Raw genomic sequence first — 17,710 nt, forward strand, 5'->3', positions numbered from 1 at the left:
TAAATAAAAATTGCGTTATTCAGGTTCTAATATGAATGGAAATAAAATGATTAAAAAAGAACTAAAATGGATTGTTATTTTGTGTATGTTCTTAGCTTTTCAAACCTCTAATGCGCAACTTACAGATTTAGCTCGATTAGAATATTCGTTTATCCCTCAAAGTAATTCAGAAGATCAATATACAAGGCTAAGAGCACTTTTAAACTACCCTATAAAACTTAAAGAAGATGATTATCTAATTATAGGGGCAGAGTACAACCGTATTTTTCTTAATTTAGAAGAAAGTTATCCTTTTGATACATCCAAACTAAATAGGTTGCATATTATAGATTTAAATCTGGGTTATACTTTTAAATGGAATGAAAATTGGCGTTTTGGTGTGAAATTTAATCCTCGAATTGCATCAACACTAACAGAATCCTTAACATCAGATGATTTTTTTTTAAACGGAGGTATATTTTTTGTGAATGATAAAACAAATAGTGTAAGTTTAAAACGTCCGTATCGTTTAATTTTAGGACTAACTTATAATGCAACTACAGGATTACCTTTTCCGTTACCATTTATAAGTTATTATAGAGCTTTAAATAAAAATTGGAGTTTTAATGCGGGTGTTCCAAAATCAAATTTAAAGTATACCTTTAATGAAAAAAATAACATGCAGGCATTTGTTGGTTTAGATGGATATTTAGCACACCTACAAAAATCAACAATAATAAATGGTCAAAATGTCGATCACATTTCATTATCTGTTGCCATTGGGGGACTTGGGTACGAATATTGCTTTACTAAACATTTAGTAGCTTATATGTATACAGGTTATACATTTAGATTAAATAACGTATTAAGAAATAAAGATAGAGAAGAAGTTTTTAAATTAAATGATTTAAATGCATTCTATTTAAGAACCGGACTTAAATTTAAAATATAATTATGTCAAAAATATTAGTAATTGAAGATGAAGCTGCGATAAGACGTGTGCTAGTAAAAATTCTTTCAGAAGAAAATGAAGCCTATAAAGTTGATGAGGCCGAAGATGGATTAGTAGGTATTGAAAAAATAAAAAATGAAGATTTTGATTTGGTACTTTGTGACATCAAAATGCCAAAAATGGATGGTGTTGAAGTTTTAGAAGCTGTAAAAAAAATTAAACCAGAAACACCAATAGTTATGATTTCAGGACACGGTGATTTGGATACCGCAGTAAATACTATGCGTCTTGGAGCTTTTGATTATATTTCAAAACCACCAGATTTAAATAGATTGTTAAATACAGTAAGAAATGCTTTAGATAGAAAAGAATTAGTTGTTGAAAATAAAATCTTAAAGAAAAAAGTTAGCAAAAAATACGAAATGATTGGAGATAGCAACGCTATTTCACAAATAAAAGATATTATAGATAAAGTAGCACCAACCGATGCACGTGTTTTAATTACAGGCCCAAATGGAACTGGTAAAGAATTAGTAGCACATTGGATACATCAAAAAAGCGATCGTGCTAAAGGTAATTTAATTGAGGTTAACTGTGCAGCCATACCAAGTGAACTTATAGAAAGTGAATTGTTTGGTCATGTAAAAGGTGCTTTTACTAGTGCAAATAAAGATAGAGCTGGAAAATTTGAAGCAGCTAATGGAGGTACTATTTTTCTTGATGAAATAGGAGATATGAGCCTTTCTGCACAAGCTAAAGTATTACGTGCTTTACAAGAAAGTAGGGTACAGCGTGTGGGTAGCGATAAAGATATTAAAGTAGATGTTCGTGTTGTTGCAGCCACAAATAAAAACTTAAAAAAAGAAATTGAAGAAGGACGATTCCGTGAAGATCTCTACCATAGATTAGCTGTAATATTAATAAAAGTACCAGCATTAAATGACCGAAGAGATGATATTCCTTTATTAGTAAAACACTTCTCAGAAAAAATAGCAAGCGAGCAAGGTACAGCCAAAAAAGTATTTTCAGATAAAGCTATAAAGTTACTTCAAGAGTATGATTGGACAGGAAATATAAGAGAATTACGTAACGTTATAGAACGTTTAATTATTCTTGGTGGAACGGAAGTTAGCGAGGAAGATGTTAAATTATTTGCTTCTAAATAGCAGAAAAAAGCCCATATCTTAATATATTTAAACCAGATAAAATTTGATTATGAAAGACTATAAAGTAACTTCAAACATATCTTTAAAAAATTCAGAAACAAAAGTAGTTATTGACAATGCCGAAAAAGAACTAAAAAAAGTTAGAAAGCAATTAGCTAAACTACAAGATACTTTATACGCTCACGGGAAATATGCCGTTTTAATATGCTTACAAGGTATGGATACAGCAGGAAAAGACAGTTTAATTCGCGAGGTGTTTAAAGATATAAATGCAAGAGGCGTTGTGGTTCATAGTTTTAAAGTTCCAACAGAGCTCGAGTTAAAACACGATTATTTATGGAGACATTATATCGCACTTCCAGCTCGAGGAAAATTTGGTGTTTTTAATAGAACACATTATGAAAACGTACTTGTAACCCGAGTACATCCTGGATATATAATGGGCGAAAATATTCCAAACGTTAATTCAACAGATGATATTAATGATGCATTTTGGGATAAACGTTTTGAGCAGATTAATAATTTTGAAAAACACATTGCAGAAAACGGCACTTTAATATTTAAATTCTTTTTAAACCTTTCTAAAGAAGAACAAAAAAATAGACTTTTGCGACGTTTACGTAAGCAAGAAAAAAACTGGAAATTCTCTCCTGGCGATTTAAAAGAGCGCAAATTATGGGATAAATATCAATTCTGTTATGAAGATGCCATAAATAGAACATCCAAGCCACATGCACCTTGGTATGCTATTCCTGCCGATGATAAACCATCTGCAAGATTTCTAGTTGCAAAAATCCTGCTAGATACTTTAAGTACATATAAGGACATCAAAGAGCCAGAATTAGATGATGCTATTAAAGCCAATATCGAAATGTATAAACAACAACTAAATAACGAATAGTTTTTGGGCGTTTTAACACGCTTTCCGCTAAATCTTTTGCGTTGCAGTAATAAATTTAGAGTATTATGTTAAATTAATATTTTTAGTTTACAGTAAAATTCATAACACAAATACTTCGCAAAAAGGATGCCGCTGCAATCGTTAACGCATTAGTTTTATGGTATTAACACAAATTTAAGTTTAAGATTTTTATAGTAAATTTTAAGAATACTATCTTTAAACACAAATATAATTTTATGAGAATTTTAAAATTTACAACTGTTTTATTTTCAATACTATTAAGTTTAAATTTATCATCTCAAACAGATGAGCAAGTCATTAAAACAATATATAAACAAACTTTAACAAACGGTAAAAGTTACGATTGGTTAAACCATTTATCAAACCAAATTGGTAGTCGCTTATCAGGATCGTTAGGGGCAGAAAGAGCAGTAGCTTATACTAAAGAAGAACTAGATAAATTAGGTTTAGATAAAGTTTGGTTGCAACCAGTAATGGTACCTAAATGGGTTCGAGGCGCAAAAGAGTTTGCTTTTATTGAAACCCAACCAGGTAAAACAACAAATGTGAATATATGTGCTTTGGGAGGTTCTGTAGCCACTCCTGCATTAGGATTAAAAGCCGAAGTTGTTGAGGTTAAAAACTTTGAAGAGTTAGAAGCTCTTGGGGCAAAAAAAATAGAAGGTAAAATTGTATTTTATAATCGCCCCATGCAAGTCGATTTAATTAGCACATTCGAAGCTTATGGAGGTTGTGTAAACCAACGTTATAAAGGAGCTGTTGAAGCAATAAAATATGGTGCTGTAGGTGTTATTGTGCGTTCTATGAATTTAAGAATGGACGATTTTCCACATACAGGTAGCATGACTTATGATAATTTGCCTGTAGATAGACGCATACCATCAGCAGCTATTAGTACAAATGATGCAGAGTTATTAAGTACGATGTTAAAACTAGATAAATCCATAAAATTTTATTTTAAACAAAATTGTAAACAATTAAAAGATGTACAATCTTATAATGTAATTGGCGAAATTACTGGAAGCGAATATCCTAATGAATATATGGTTGTTGGTGGACATTTAGATTCTTGGGATTTAGGTGATGGTTCTCATGATGATGGGGCAGGTGTGGTACAATCTATGGATGTATTAAGATTACTAAAAGAATCTGGTATTACACCAAAACGAAGTATTAGAGTTGTGTTATTTATGAATGAAGAAAATGGTTTACGTGGTGGAAAAAAATATGCCGAAGTAGCAAAACAAAATGGAGAAAACCATGTTTTTGCTTTAGAAAGTGATTCAGGTGGTTTTACACCTCGTGGTTTTAGTTTTGATTGTACAGATGCCGCATTTAATCAAGTGTTAAGCTGGAAACCACTTTTTAAACCCTATTTAATTCATTATTTTGAAAAGGGTGGTAGTGGAGCCGACGTTGGTCCATTAAAAACAGAGAGCAATGTCTTAGCTGGTTTACGCCCAGATTCTCAACGTTATTTTGATCATCATCATGCTAGTAATGATACTTTTGATGCGGTAAATAAACGCGAACTGGAACTGGGTGCTGCAACCATGACTTCTTTAATCTATTTGTTTGATAAATACGGTGTAAACCCAATTATTAATAATACGCCTATAAAAGATTAAGAATCTATTATTTAAGTAAAAATGAAGAAACTCATTTTAACATCAGCATTAATTTTAGCAAATTTTGTTATGGCGCAAAATGAAAATAAATTGCCGTTTCATGAAATTCCGGATTATCCTGAAACATACAATTCTGGAACTGTTTCAGCAAGAATGATAGACGGTTTAGGGTTTCGATATTACTGGGCTACAGAAGGGTTAAGAATTGAAGATTTGGATTTTAAAGCTAGTGAATCTGGAAGAACTTCTGCTGAAACTATAGAACACATTTACGGACTTTCTAAATTTATTCGTAATAGTATTTTAATGGCTAATAAAGACGAAAATAAAGCTGAATTAGATTTTCAAGAAAAACGCAAACAAACATTAGAAAATTTTAAAATAGTTTCAGATACCCTCAAAGATTTAGATACACCTTTCAATCTAGAAAATACAGAAATCCCTTTTTGGAATATAATTAATGGCCCAATATCAGATGCCTTATGGCATTGTGGACAAGTGGTAATGTTAAGGCGTGCTTCTGGGAATCCTTTTAATTCTAAGGTGAGTGTTTTTGCAGGAAAATTGAAGGAATAATGTTATTTTTCCTTTTCTTTCTTCATTTTAATATAACCAGTTACTAACCTGACTCCCAATCGTGCAAATAGTATAATAGCAATTACCATGACAATATCTAAACCACTCATAAAGACAAGATATTGTTTTCTTTTACTAATTATTTTAATGAAAAGTTAATTTTTTCTTTTCAAAAACTTAATAATTAAGAAAATCAAACTTAAAACCGCTATAGTTATAGCAGTTCCAATCATTTCATTTGTTGACAGATTCGATAAAAAATATAAAATTATTGCAACAGATAAAATAGGAACTAGCCAGCCACCAGGGATTTTAAACCCATCATGCTTTAATTCTTGAAAAGTACGTAATTTAATTACAGATAGTGCAACACCTAAATAAAGCAAAAGCATTGAGCTACTTGCTATAACTGCTAATTGCTCAAAACTCCCAGAAATAGAAAGAATAAAACCAATAGTTGCATAAACAATAATGGCTATATAAGGTGTAGAAAAAGATTTATGAATTTTTGATAGCGCTTTGATTGGTATCACTTGATCCCTTGAAAGTGCATAAACTATTCTTGGACTATTTAGAATAGCACCACTCATATATCCAAATATTGAAATAACTGCTCCAATAGTTAAAAGTGTATATCCGAAAGAGCCCATAACTACCTTGGCAGTTTCAGCAAGAGGATCTGCTGTGAAATTTGGTAAATCATTACCTAATACACCTTGACAAACGGTTTGTATTAAAATGTAAACAATTACAACAATAGTTATGCTAATTAAAATGGCTCTTGGAATTGTACGTTTTGGATTAATAACCTCGCCCCCTATAACGATACCTGTTTCACAGCCTTGGAAAGCAAAAAATAAAATTAGTGATGTTTCACCAAGGGTTTTAATACTTGGTATGTTTTCAAAATATAAGTTACTTATTGAAACATCCTTAAAACCAATAATAATGAGTAAAATTAGAGGGATAAGCTTAATTAATGTATTAAATTTTACTAAACCTATACCTTGTTTTAAGCCAATAATATTAATATAAACCAAGCCATAAAAAAGAATAAATAAAAATAATAAACGAGGCCAGCCTTCTTCAAAAAATGGATATGCAGACCCAATAACATTTATTAATGCATTTGACACCGCAGCATCTGCAAATAAAGCACTTCCTACAGCAAAAAAACCACCAATAAATCCTGCATGGTCACCAAATGCTGTTTCAATATACGTATAAGGGCCTCCGGTATTGGTTACTTTACTTCCAGCTTCTGCAAAACATAGCATAATCATGGCCATGAGTAATCCGCATAATATATAGGCTATTACACCAGATGCTCCCATGTAACCAGCAACTAAAGCTGGTAATACGAATATACCAGACCCAATAATGATGTTAATAATATTTGCGGATAACCCCAAAACACCAACACGTCTTTTTAAACCTTCAGTATTTTTTTTAATCATAATTATTAAAGGTAGCTTAACCACCATTTGTCTTTATTATTAGCTTTGTATATCATATACTTTTTTGAAGGATAGTAGAGTAATGCTATAACAGCAATCCATACCATATAGACAACAAAAAGGGAATAACCGTAATTTATAAGTTTTTGATTAGAGAAAACATCTTTAGTTAAAATCATATGTTCCCAATTACCACCAAAAATTAACATACCTATTATAGCTAAGCCATGAATGAGTAAAATATGAATGAAATAATAAAAAAGAGGAACACGACCAAACACTAGTAAAAAGTCAGTTACCTTGTTTTTAATATTTTCAACTGCATATAAAAATAGTAGAGATGGCCCCATTGTAATTAATATATAAATTAAAGAAGGGGGATATTTAGTTACACTAAAGAATGATAAAATGGTTTTAGTTGCTGTGTCTTGAATCGTCCATGGTTCTAGGTTTCCATATATATTAATCCCTCTAATGATAAAAAATAAAGCGATAGAAGTAAAACCAATACTTAGTAAGTATTTTTTTCTAAGTTTTGGGTTATAATCTTTTTTATAAAGTGTACCTAAACAATAACCCAAAGTAATTAATCCAAACCAAGGAATAATAGGGTAGGCAAATGCAAAAAACCGATCTCCAATATTAATAAATTGCTGTTGATGAAGAATATACCATACAATGGATTTAAAACTTGAACCTTGAAGAATAATACCATCTAATAAATTATGACCAGTAATTAATATTAACCCAATAATAAGCAATGCTCTAACAGGTAAGAAAATAGCGAATGATAGTAGTACCATGCATAAGCCTATAGCCCAAATAACTTGAAAAATGATAAAACTATAGGTAACATCAAATTTCCATAAAAAATTATTAACTATTATTGCTAGAAGCACTAGCCATATTCCTCTTGTTAAAAGGAATTTAAATAAATCAGATTTTGTTTTTTTACTACCATATAAAAAAGCTGAGGTTCCTGCTAAAAAAATAAAAACAGGGGCGCAGAAATGCGTAATAAAACGAGTGAAAAATAAAAATGGTGTAGTGGTTTCTAAGTTTGTTGGATCTGAAAAAAAAGAACCATAATGAAAATAATCTCTAACATGGTCTAAAGTCATTATTACCATTACTAAACCTCTTAAAATATCTATGGACTCTATTCGGGTTGATTTTACTATAGCCATACAAATTTATTGCTGTTAAAATTGAAAATAAACAAAATGTTAATCACTTGCTTGAGCAACTATAATAAAAAAAGCATAATTAACCACACAACACCTAAGTGTCATGTTTGAATTTTGAAAGATACTTTTTTTATGGGAGAATACCTTGTTAATCAATAATTTGAAAATGGTAAACCAACAATAAAAGTAAATCATAAAATATCAAAATATGAAGAATTTTAGCTAATAATGGTTAATTTGAAATATACATTTTATTATATATTCCAATCTGTTTCAATTTCTAAATCAATTGAAGCAAATAATAGATTGTGATAAAAAGTGGGTTTAGTTTTTAATTAGTTTTATGTACTTCTAACTCAATTTCTATCAAAAATTCTGGTATTGCCAATTCTTTTACACCCAACCAAGACCCTGTTGGAAATTGTTTTTTGTAAATTTCTGTTCTATAGCCAGCATGTTCTAAAAATTTGGGCATGTCTGTAGTAAAAACGTTTTCAACAACTACATCATCAAAAGAGCAACCAAAATGAGATAATATTTTACTTAAATCGGCATAGCAATTTTTCATTTGTTGTTCAAAATCGCCTATAGCAGTTGGGTTGCCTTCATCATCCATACTTACCGCTCCAGAAATTTTAATAGAATTACCAATTTTAACAGCATGCGAATATCCATAGGCCTTTTCAACTTCTGGGCGTAGCATAAAATATTCTGGAACGTCATTTTCTACAATAGTTTTTTTTACCTGTTGCTCACAACTTTGTGTTACAAAAGTTAAAGTTAGTAGTATTATAATTAGTGGTAATTTATTGATATTGTTAATTAGTTTTTTCATGTGTTTTAGTTTTAATTATTATGCTATTTCTTTAACATCTCATCAAGCTGTTTGGTGTCAATATATTGCTGAAATGCTGTTATTTTACCATCTTTTACTGTCCATAAATGGGCTGCTTGAGCATTAAGTGTTTTTCCATTATGTTTAGAAATGGCATTATATCGCAAGGTGGCTAAGACTTGGTTATTACTCATTTCGTGAGGTTTAATATGAGATAAATTAAAACCATCAAAATCGACAGGTAGTTTTGCAAAAACACCTTGAAGTACAGCGTATGGTCCAAGATAAGGGTTTCCTACTGCTAAGGCATTTCCTTCTGCTTCATTCCAAATAATATTTGCATCCATTGTATCAAGTGCAGCAGGAATATCTCCTACAGAAAAAGCTTTGTATAAATCATTAACGATTGATGTATTATTTAAGGCAATAGCGTAGCGATAGCTTTTATAGATTTTCCAGTCTCCGTTTATTTTTTTTAAAGTATTTACAAATTGTCCATTTTGAATACTTTTTGGATCATCCACTTTGTTAAATATAAAAGCCCCACTTACAAACATATAGTTTTTATTAAGCTCAGTTTTGTCTATTGTCTTTAAAGTAATGTTATATTTTCCTGAAGCAAATGTAGCTTTATATTGTGCTTTAATATCTTCAAGACCAGAAACCAAATTTCCATTTGTGTTTCTTATAGAAGCATTTTTGGTATATAGGACATCTAAATTATTTATGTTTCCTGTATTAATTGTATTTACATATAATTCATGCATTTTTTCTACATCTAAATTTTGAGCTTTAACATGAAATGGGAATGAAATGAAAATTAAGAGACTTAAAAGTACTTGGGTAGTTTTAAAAATTTTCATGGTTTTATTTCTAAATGGTTTATGGTTTGAATATTTTCCTTAATCAATTAAATAAGTAATTTAAAGTAGGATAATTATAAACCAAAGGCAGCCAACACAATTATGCTGCCTTTTGGTTTAATTTTGGTTGGTTACTTTGCATTTAATAATGTTGGACTATAATACCCCATTTCAAATACTATTTTACCATCTACATCAAAGCTGTTACTAAAATGCATAGGCAAAGTAATTTTCTTTTTATCAGATTTACGAATTAAATGGTAATTCCACCAAGATAAAACTTCACGTCCATTACCCATTTCATATTCTAAATAATCTGGATAGCCAATCATATCGATACTTACAATTTCATAATCGTCTAAAAACTTCTTCCAATTAGCTTTTGTTTCGGCTTTAGTTTGAGATTCGCCAAATTCCATATTTATGTTTGAGAAGGTAGCATCATCACTATAATAGCTCATAGTTGTTTCTAAATCACCATTTTCAAAAGCATAATTTAGTTTCCGAACCGTATTAATATTATCATGATGGTTATAAATTTTACCATTTGTTCTGTTTACAAAACTAGAACGCACTTCATCAAAAATACTTTCGTTGGAATAATTAATAATGGTTTGTATTTTATTGTTTTTATTTACAACAAATAACTTATGGGTTGGCATATCAAATTTTACGCCTGTTTTTTTATGGACACCTTTAAGGTCTTCCCAAGTTTGCACCCAAATCTCATCTTTATCATTGTCTTTTTTGTATTCAATGGCATCTGGGTATGCGCCTTTTGTGCGCTCTATTGAAAAATAATCGATGTTGTTGTGCCAGAATTTTGCACTTCCTGCAAAAGCTCCTTTGTCTTGTCCTTTTTGGTTTGTATTTGTACTAACGCCATTATAGGATTTAAAGTCTTCTGCCAAATAACTAGCTACTTTTGTAGAATCGCCAGCTACAAATGCTTTTGTCATAGCTTCAACAGTCTTAATTGCTGGATGGTCAATATATACGGTTCCATTTGTTTTTTTTTGCCCAAAAGTTAGAATACTTGATAAGGCAATAACGAATAATAATACATGATTTTTCATTGTTTAGGATTTTATGGTTAATTAATTATTGTTTTACTTCTACTCGAATAAGCCTAATAGTTTGTGTTTTACTTAAATTTGTAACAGAATGAGGTGCTTCAGAGTCTTTCCAAATAGTCATAGGTAATTTTAAGGGTTCTTTAAGTTCTCGACTATCTAGAATGATATTGCCATCAATATCGGTATCTATATACTCACCAGCTTCTTGTAAGTAAATAACACTTGGCCATTTGTGGTGATGTAAGTTTTCAATTTCTTCAGGAGCTAGTGTAACTTCCAAAACCCTAACCATATCATTTTCTAATAAAATTTTATGATTTTTTGGAGCTGCAACAACAGCGTCAAGAACCAATGTCCATTCTGCTGGGTTCTTTGATTTGAAATCAAATTTTTGATTGGATGCTAGTTTTTGACAAAAACCAGATAGGGTGAAAGTCAATAAAAAAAGTATTGCAAGTTGAATTTTTATAGTTTTCATTTTTTTAAGGTTTTAGTTTGAATATTCATTTAAGGTTTTTTGAACCGATTGAAATGGTAATCCTAGATCATGTTCAGCCATTTTGTTTTTGTAAATTATTTTTGCTGAATTTTCAGGATTTTGGTTGTTTAACATTAATGATACATCTGAAATTGAATATGTTTCGCTACTTAATAAATAATTTTTATTATGTAATCCAGAAATAGTTGCCGCTTTGTAAACACCTTCTGCGACATCTTTAACATTAACAATAGCTAGTTCTGCATTAGTGTCAAATAACATTTGAACGAAAGGATTTGGCGCCAATTTATTTTTAATTAAATATTGTAAGCCTGTTGATACAGAGTCTTCTCTTTTTGATAAGGATTTTCCAAAAACAGCTACAGGAGATACACTAGTAATTTCAAACTCTAGATTTGGATGAGTTTTAATAAATGTATTGACTGTTTGGTTGGCTATAAATTTAGCTTGTGCGTATGGATGGCTTTCTTCACTAATAAAAGGTGTGTCATTTTCACTATAGGTATCATGATTATTTTTACCATCAGCAGGCAATGGGAAATTTGTATTCCATGCTGCCACCGATGCTATGAAAACTGCTTTTTCTATACTAGGTGTGTTATTTATAACTTCCAAAAAGTTTTCTGTCCCTTTTATTGTGGGATCAAAAAGTTCAGTTTGAGGATTTTTTACATCTAATTGAAAAGGTGTGCCGCCATGAATAATAATATCGCAGTCTTTAACAAATTCTTGTAATTGGTTTTTGTTTTCAACATTAAGCTCACTTATATGTAAATGATCGGTATAATTAAGCCGCATTAAATGTTCATATTTGTTTTCTATTGAAATGTTGGTTGTAGATACTTTTACTTCAAAACCCTTTTCTAAAAATCGTTTAGTTATATAACTTCCTATAAAACCTGCGCCCCCAATAATGCCTACTTTTTTCATAATTAGATTGTTTTAGTTAAAAAAAGCAAGCATTTGGTAATAGTTTATAGTGACTAACTTATTTTCAAATAATTATATTAATTGTGTACTATTACCAATATCTTGCTTGTTACTTTTTATTGTATTGTTTAGCTTTAAACCTCTTAATTGCTAAAAAACAATAAGGTTTATGATTCGTTACTTGCTATTACTGGTACTATTAGTTTTTTTATTTATAAGCCATTAGTAGGCTTAGTAAATTAAATTAGGAAGAATTTGTATCTAAGTAACTCAGTATCATCGATAAATACAAATGATATAGGACGAAACTATTGTTTTGTTGTCCGTAAAGTACTTTTTACTTATCTAAGCGTTTAGCTAAATACCTATGTTACTTATATTGTGTGTAATCTGTTTAGTAGCTCTTCTTTTAAAGATTTACTAACAGGTATGGCTTTTTTAGCAATTACAATATGACTTGTAGCTACTTCGTCAATTTGAGAGAGATTTATAATAAAGGAGCGATGTACTCTTATAAAATGTTGTTGCGGTAATTTTTCGACTAAATCTTTTAATGTCATTACCAATAAGTATTCTTTGATTTTTGAATATATGCGGCAGTAATTACGTTCTGCTTCAATATATAATATATCTTTAATATCTACACGTACCATTTTTTCTGAATGCCTTACAAAAATACTATCGCTTAAAATAAAAGGTATTGATTTTTCAGTTAAAGGTTTATTTATATGTGATTTAGATTTTATCCTATTTACGGTTAATTCTATTGCACGCTCTAAATCTAATTTTTTGAATGGTTTTGATATAAAAGCAAAGGGGTTTGTTGTTTTAGCTCTGTTAAAGTGAGCTTCATCTGCATTTCCAGTTAGATAGATAATGGGAATATTATGTGTTTTCTGCATAATTTGAGCAGTTTCAATACCATCAATATTCCCTTTTAAATTTATATCTAAAAGTAAAATATCTGGTTGTTGTTGCTCTATATGAATTAATGCTTCTTCGCCTCTAGTTACTAATCCTGTTACCTCATAACCTAGTGTTATAAGTTGTAGCGAAATATTTGCAGCAATAATCATTTCATCTTCAACAATTAGTATTTTAGTTTTTAATTCCATATTAAGCTGCTTTATCAAGTTTAAAATTAAAAAGAACAGAAGTGCCATTAAGGGATTCTTCTTTCATTTCACCATTAAGTTGTTGGGTTAATAATTTAATAAGTTGCGAACCAAAACCAGTACCTGTAGGTTTTATACCAATAGTTTTACCTATACCATTATCTATTACTTTAAGTGATAATGTTTCTGAGTTTGGTTTTGATAAACTAATAGAAATAATTCCTTTCTCATTTTTAGGAAATGCATATTTTAAGGCATTTGTAAGAAGTTCGTTAACAATTAGTCCAATTGGTACTGCTGTATCAACATCTAACTCTAGATTATCCATAGCATATTCAATTTTAACTTTGCTATCTGCATTAAATGTATCTAAAATACCTTCTCCTAAATTTAAGAAATAATCTTTCATTTCAACACATCCTAAGTTTTCACCTTGATATAATTTTTGATGAATAATGCCCATTGATTGAACTCGATTTTGACTTGCAATCATTGCATCTTTTGTTTTAGAGTCTTCTAATTGGGCTGATTGTAGTGCAATTAAACTCTTAACAAGTTCAAGATTGTTTTTTACACGATGATGAATTTCTTTAAGTAATAATTCGTTCTGTTTATTTTTTGCTTCTAATAATTTATTTGTTTTTGTGCGGGCCAAATAGCTTCTGTATCCAAAAATTAAAAAACCTAATAGTAAAGTGACAACTACAAAACTGAGCCATTGTACTAACCTTTGTTGAGCAAGTTGCGTATTTTGAGATGCTATTGTGTCTTCTTTTTTTTGGGTTTCATATTGAGTTAATAAGTTAGACATGGTTTTATCGCTTTGTATTTTTGCGGTACTATCACGCATTATTCTAGCTTTTTTTTGATATTTTAATGCTAAAGGATAATTGCCTAATTTCTCATAAATTGTACTTGCATGCCCATAATTTTCTGTAAGGTTAGCTAAATCACTATTTTCTTCTTGATGTTTTATGGTTTGTAGTTGGTATTTTAATGCTTCTTGATAGTTTCCTGTTAAAAGATTAATTTCTCCTAAATTAGCTGTAACAGTAATTGCAGCATTTTTGTAATTGGTTTGTTTAGAGAGTTCTAAAACTTTTTTGTAATCTAATAGTGCTTCATCGTAACGTCCTAATCTTTTTAAGGCATTTCCTCGATTATTCATAAAATCGCACATACTCATTGGGTTAATGCCTAACTTCTTTGCTAAACTAAGTGCTTTATCAAAATATATATAAGAATCTTCAGGGTTATTCATTGCTATAGTAGCACTTCCTGCATTTGTATAACTGTAAATTAATTCATTGGTTAAATTGTTTTCTTTACAAAATACTATGTTTTTTAATGCATAATCTAGGGCTTCTTGGTATCTTTCTTGTCTGCATAAATCTTCAGAAATCCGAGTGTTTGCTCCAGCAATACCTGCTTTGTTTTTTATGGATTCCATAAGTTTTAATGCTTTTAAATCACTTTGCAAAGCATGCTCAATTGCTCCTCCTTTTTTATAAATCCATCCAATTTTAAATAGTGTTGTAGCTTGTCCTTTTTTGTTATCAGTTTCTAGATATCCATTATATGCTTTATCAAAGTGGTATGAAGCAGAGTCTAATTCTAGTAAATTGGCATGAATTCTCCCCTTCATTTCATTGAATATGGGTTGCCAAGTTTTGTTTTGAGTTTTATTTGCAAGATTTATTGCTAATCGAGCATAAACTAAAGCTTTTTTAAAATCTGTATTGGATGCTGTAGCTACAATTTCTTCTAGTAATTGTAATTTTTTAACCTCTTTTGTTTCTTTTGAAAATATAAGGTTTAGGCTATCTATAGATGAGTTTTGAGTATAACACAATTTAAAACAAAGCAACAATAAAAATGATGCTGTTTTAAAATTAGATAAGTATATAAAACTAAAATTTGGCATAAAGTCTTTTTTTTATTTAAAAAGACTTAGAGAGAATACCTAATATTAGATAAAATATAGAGTATTAGCAAATATTTTTAATATAATTTATTGAATATAAGTAGAATAGCAATAAATGCTTAACATTTGTTAAGCATTTTGCTTTCTGTTTTCTAATTTTATTAGTTTCTGTTGTTGTTTAATGGTAAGTGTACTACCATCGTGGCTCCAACCTGGTGCAGCAAAAGCATACATGAATTTATGATACCAGTTTTTGGATTTTTTCATATCGTTCCAAATATCTTTATATTCATGGGTTAATATAACTAATGGATTGTATGAGTTTGGTGCATGTGTAACTCCATATTTAATTTCTATGGATTCGTCTAGTTCCTTCCATGTACCAAATATTTTATCAAAAATGTTTAAAAATCCACCATGATTTTTGTCCATATATTCAAGGTTTTGCGCATGGTGTACTTGGTGCATAGTGTGTGTATTCATAAATTTTTCAATGAATCCCATTTTTGGAATATAAACAGAGTGTAATTGAAATTGCCAAAGTGCTTCTATACCTAAACAAACTACCAGCATTTCTGGAGGAAACCCTATTGCAGGTATCCACATATAGAAAAAGGGCTTGTAAAAAATTGTGAACCATCCGTTTCTCACGGCTGTTCCTAGATTGAAATTGTCTGATGAATGATGCACAATATGTGCAGCCCATAAAAAACGCACATTATGATTTTGTCTATGAAACCAGTAGTAACTAAAATCATCTAATAACTGACAAATTAACCAGATATACCAAGCATATCCAAAAGATTCCCAACCCATGATATTCATGCGAACACCATCAACTAGTGGATTAAAAATTTCATACACATAATTAAAAAGCACTATAGCCGCAATAGTTTTGGTAAGTGGAGCCAATATAGCAGAACCTATGCCCATTGTAAGACTAGCGCCTAAATCTTTCCAGTCGTAAAGTTTTTTATTTTTTTCATCTTTATGATGTTTGCTATATGATAATTCGACTAAAATTAAACCAAGAAAACAAGGAACACCGTATACAAGCGGGTTTGTAAAATCCATTAAAATTGCTGTTTTTTCAAAAATAAAGCGATTTTATCACTAACCTTGGGTAAATGTCATTTTTTTCAAAAAAAATCCTCTTCAAAACAATTTGCTTTAAAGAGGATTAATAAATTATAAAAATAATTATTTAGCTAATACGGCTTCTTTTTTAGAATTAAAATCAACTTCAATTTGGTTGTTTAATATATCTTCAAAAGTTTCTCTTTTTCTAATTAAATGCGCTTTGTTATTGTACCATAAAACTTCTGCTGGTCTATATCTTGAGTTATAGTTACTTGCCATAGAGAAGCAATAAGCACCTGCATTTTTAAAACATAAAATATCACCCTCATTAATTTCGTTTATACGTCTGTTGTTACCAAATGTATCGGTTTCACATATATAACCAACAACCGTATAAAAACGCTCTCTACCTTTTGGGTTAGAAATATTTATAATATCATGGTGTGAACCATAAAGCATAGGACGAATTAAATGATTAAAACCAGAGTCAACTTGAGCAAAAACTGTAGAGGTTGTTTGTTTTACCGCATTTACTTTAGTTAAAAAGCTACCAGATTCGCTTACTAAAAACTTACCAGGTTCAAAAGCTAAGGTTAAATCCTTTCCGTAAGATTTACAAAATTCGTTAAATCTCGCAGATAGTTTTTTTCCTAATTCTTCAATATTTGTTTCAATGTCACCTTGCTTATAAGGTACTTTAAAACCAGAACCGAAATCTATAAAATCTAAATTTTTGAATTGTTTAGCTGTATCAAATAATATTTCACTAGCATACAAGAACACTTCAATATCTAAAATATCACTACCAGTATGCATATGAATTCCATTAATGGTCATTTTAGTATTCTCAACAATACGTAATATATGTGGGATTTGATGTATGGATATTCCAAATTTAGAATCTATATGTCCAACAGAAATATTGGCATTACCACCAGCCATTACATGTGGATTAATACGAATACACACAGGTACTTTAGGATGTTTAGTGCCAAATTGCTCTAGTATAGATAGGTTATCAATATTTATTTTTACACCTAATTTGGCTGCTTGCTCAATTTCATCTAGAGAAACTCCGTTTGGTGTGAATATAATTTGATCTGGAGAAAAACCAGCTGCTAAGCCTAATTTTACTTCTTGAATAGAAACAGTATCAATTCCAGAACCTAAAGATTTTAAAAGTTTTAATATAGATATGTTAGATAATGCTTTAACCGCATAATTTATTTTTAAATTCTTTACACCTTTAAAAGCAGAAGTAAGTCTTTTGTATTGGTTTTCAATTTTTTCAGCATCATAAACATAAACTGGACTTCCAAAATCTTGTGCAATTTTTAACAACTGATTATCTAACATAGTATTCTAAATTTTTGTCAAAGATATTTCTTTGATTCAATAAAAAAATAAAAAATAAAAAAATAATTCAAATTAAACATTTTGTTAATTATATAACAAATATGGTTATATGGATAATTTATCATAGTTTTCGTAAATAAATATTAGGGTAAGTAAACGCTATTA

The 17,710-nt window shown here is 29.9% G+C and carries 16 protein-coding genes; 5 read left to right on the forward strand and 11 right to left on the reverse strand.

What is annotated here, in order from left to right; all coding sequences use genetic code 11:
• Positions 1–31 precede the first annotated feature (31 nt).
• From Q0842_RS09155 to Q0842_RS09175, 5 genes are all read left to right on the forward strand, one after another.
• Positions 32–931: a DUF6268 family outer membrane beta-barrel protein gene (locus Q0842_RS09155; protein ID WP_298497191.1), complete on the forward strand. Its 900-nt coding sequence runs from the start codon at positions 32–34 to the stop codon at positions 929–931.
• 2 nt (positions 932–933) lie between these two features.
• Entirely contained in the window at positions 934–2,097 is a 1,164-nt protein-coding gene (locus Q0842_RS09160; RefSeq protein ID WP_298497194.1) for a sigma-54 dependent transcriptional regulator, read from the forward strand.
• Positions 2,098–2,146: 49 nt separating this feature from the next.
• Positions 2,147–2,998 carry a PPK2 family polyphosphate kinase gene (locus Q0842_RS09165; RefSeq protein WP_298497197.1) on the forward strand — a complete coding sequence of 284 codons (852 nt, stop codon included), beginning with the start codon at positions 2,147–2,149 and terminating at the stop codon, positions 2,996–2,998.
• 236 nt (positions 2,999–3,234) lie between these two features.
• Positions 3,235–4,647 carry a M20/M25/M40 family metallo-hydrolase gene (locus Q0842_RS09170; RefSeq protein WP_298497200.1) on the forward strand — a complete coding sequence of 471 codons (1,413 nt, stop codon included), beginning with the start codon at positions 3,235–3,237 and terminating at the stop codon, positions 4,645–4,647.
• A gap of 21 nt (positions 4,648–4,668) precedes the next feature.
• Complete coding sequence (locus tag Q0842_RS09175; protein ID WP_298497202.1) at positions 4,669–5,223, forward strand: hypothetical protein; 555 nt, start codon at positions 4,669–4,671, stop codon at positions 5,221–5,223.
• 155 nt (positions 5,224–5,378) lie between these two features.
• Here Q0842_RS09175 and Q0842_RS09180 read toward each other — a convergent pair whose 3' ends face one another.
• From Q0842_RS09180 to lysA, 11 genes are all read right to left on the reverse strand, one after another.
• Positions 5,379–6,680, reverse strand: a complete 1,302-nt coding sequence (locus Q0842_RS09180; protein WP_298497204.1) for an APC family permease — start codon at positions 6,678–6,680, stop codon at positions 5,379–5,381.
• Between the two features lie 5 nt (positions 6,681–6,685).
• Positions 6,686–7,867 carry a heparan-alpha-glucosaminide N-acetyltransferase domain-containing protein gene (locus Q0842_RS09185; protein WP_298497207.1) on the reverse strand — a complete coding sequence of 394 codons (1,182 nt, stop codon included), beginning with the start codon at positions 7,865–7,867 and terminating at the stop codon, positions 6,686–6,688.
• 331 nt (positions 7,868–8,198) lie between these two features.
• Complete coding sequence (locus Q0842_RS09190) at positions 8,199–8,702, reverse strand: Rid family hydrolase (protein WP_298497210.1); 504 nt, start codon at positions 8,700–8,702, stop codon at positions 8,199–8,201.
• Between the two features lie 23 nt (positions 8,703–8,725).
• On the reverse strand, positions 8,726–9,565 hold the full coding sequence (locus Q0842_RS09195) for a nuclear transport factor 2 family protein (protein ID WP_298497212.1): 840 nt from the start codon (positions 9,563–9,565) through the stop codon (positions 8,726–8,728).
• 131 nt (positions 9,566–9,696) lie between these two features.
• On the reverse strand, positions 9,697–10,641 hold the full coding sequence (locus Q0842_RS09200) for a nuclear transport factor 2 family protein (protein WP_298497214.1): 945 nt from the start codon (positions 10,639–10,641) through the stop codon (positions 9,697–9,699).
• A 25-nt stretch (positions 10,642–10,666) separates the two neighbouring features.
• Positions 10,667–11,119 (reverse strand): hypothetical protein, encoded by a 453-nt coding sequence (locus tag Q0842_RS09205; RefSeq protein ID WP_298497217.1) that lies wholly within the window; start codon positions 11,117–11,119, stop codon positions 10,667–10,669.
• Between the two features lie 12 nt (positions 11,120–11,131).
• Complete coding sequence (locus Q0842_RS09210; protein WP_298497219.1) at positions 11,132–12,070, reverse strand: NAD-dependent epimerase/dehydratase family protein; 939 nt, start codon at positions 12,068–12,070, stop codon at positions 11,132–11,134.
• A gap of 374 nt (positions 12,071–12,444) precedes the next feature.
• Positions 12,445–13,185 carry a LytTR family transcriptional regulator DNA-binding domain-containing protein gene (locus tag Q0842_RS09215; protein WP_298497222.1) on the reverse strand — a complete coding sequence of 247 codons (741 nt, stop codon included), beginning with the start codon at positions 13,183–13,185 and terminating at the stop codon, positions 12,445–12,447.
• Position 13,186: 1 nt separating this feature from the next.
• Positions 13,187–15,109, reverse strand: a complete 1,923-nt coding sequence (locus Q0842_RS09220) for a histidine kinase dimerization/phosphoacceptor domain -containing protein (RefSeq protein ID WP_298497225.1) — start codon at positions 15,107–15,109, stop codon at positions 13,187–13,189.
• A 129-nt stretch (positions 15,110–15,238) separates the two neighbouring features.
• On the reverse strand, positions 15,239–16,183 hold the full coding sequence (locus tag Q0842_RS09225) for a sterol desaturase family protein (RefSeq protein ID WP_298497228.1): 945 nt from the start codon (positions 16,181–16,183) through the stop codon (positions 15,239–15,241).
• Between the two features lie 126 nt (positions 16,184–16,309).
• On the reverse strand, positions 16,310–17,545 hold the full coding sequence (gene lysA / locus Q0842_RS09230; protein WP_298497230.1) for a diaminopimelate decarboxylase: 1,236 nt from the start codon (positions 17,543–17,545) through the stop codon (positions 16,310–16,312).
• Positions 17,546–17,710: the final 165 nt, after the last annotated feature.

The sequence above is a fragment of the uncultured Algibacter sp. genome (genome assembly GCF_947495675.1).
Classification (GTDB): Bacteria; Bacteroidota; Bacteroidia; order Flavobacteriales; family Flavobacteriaceae; genus Algibacter_B.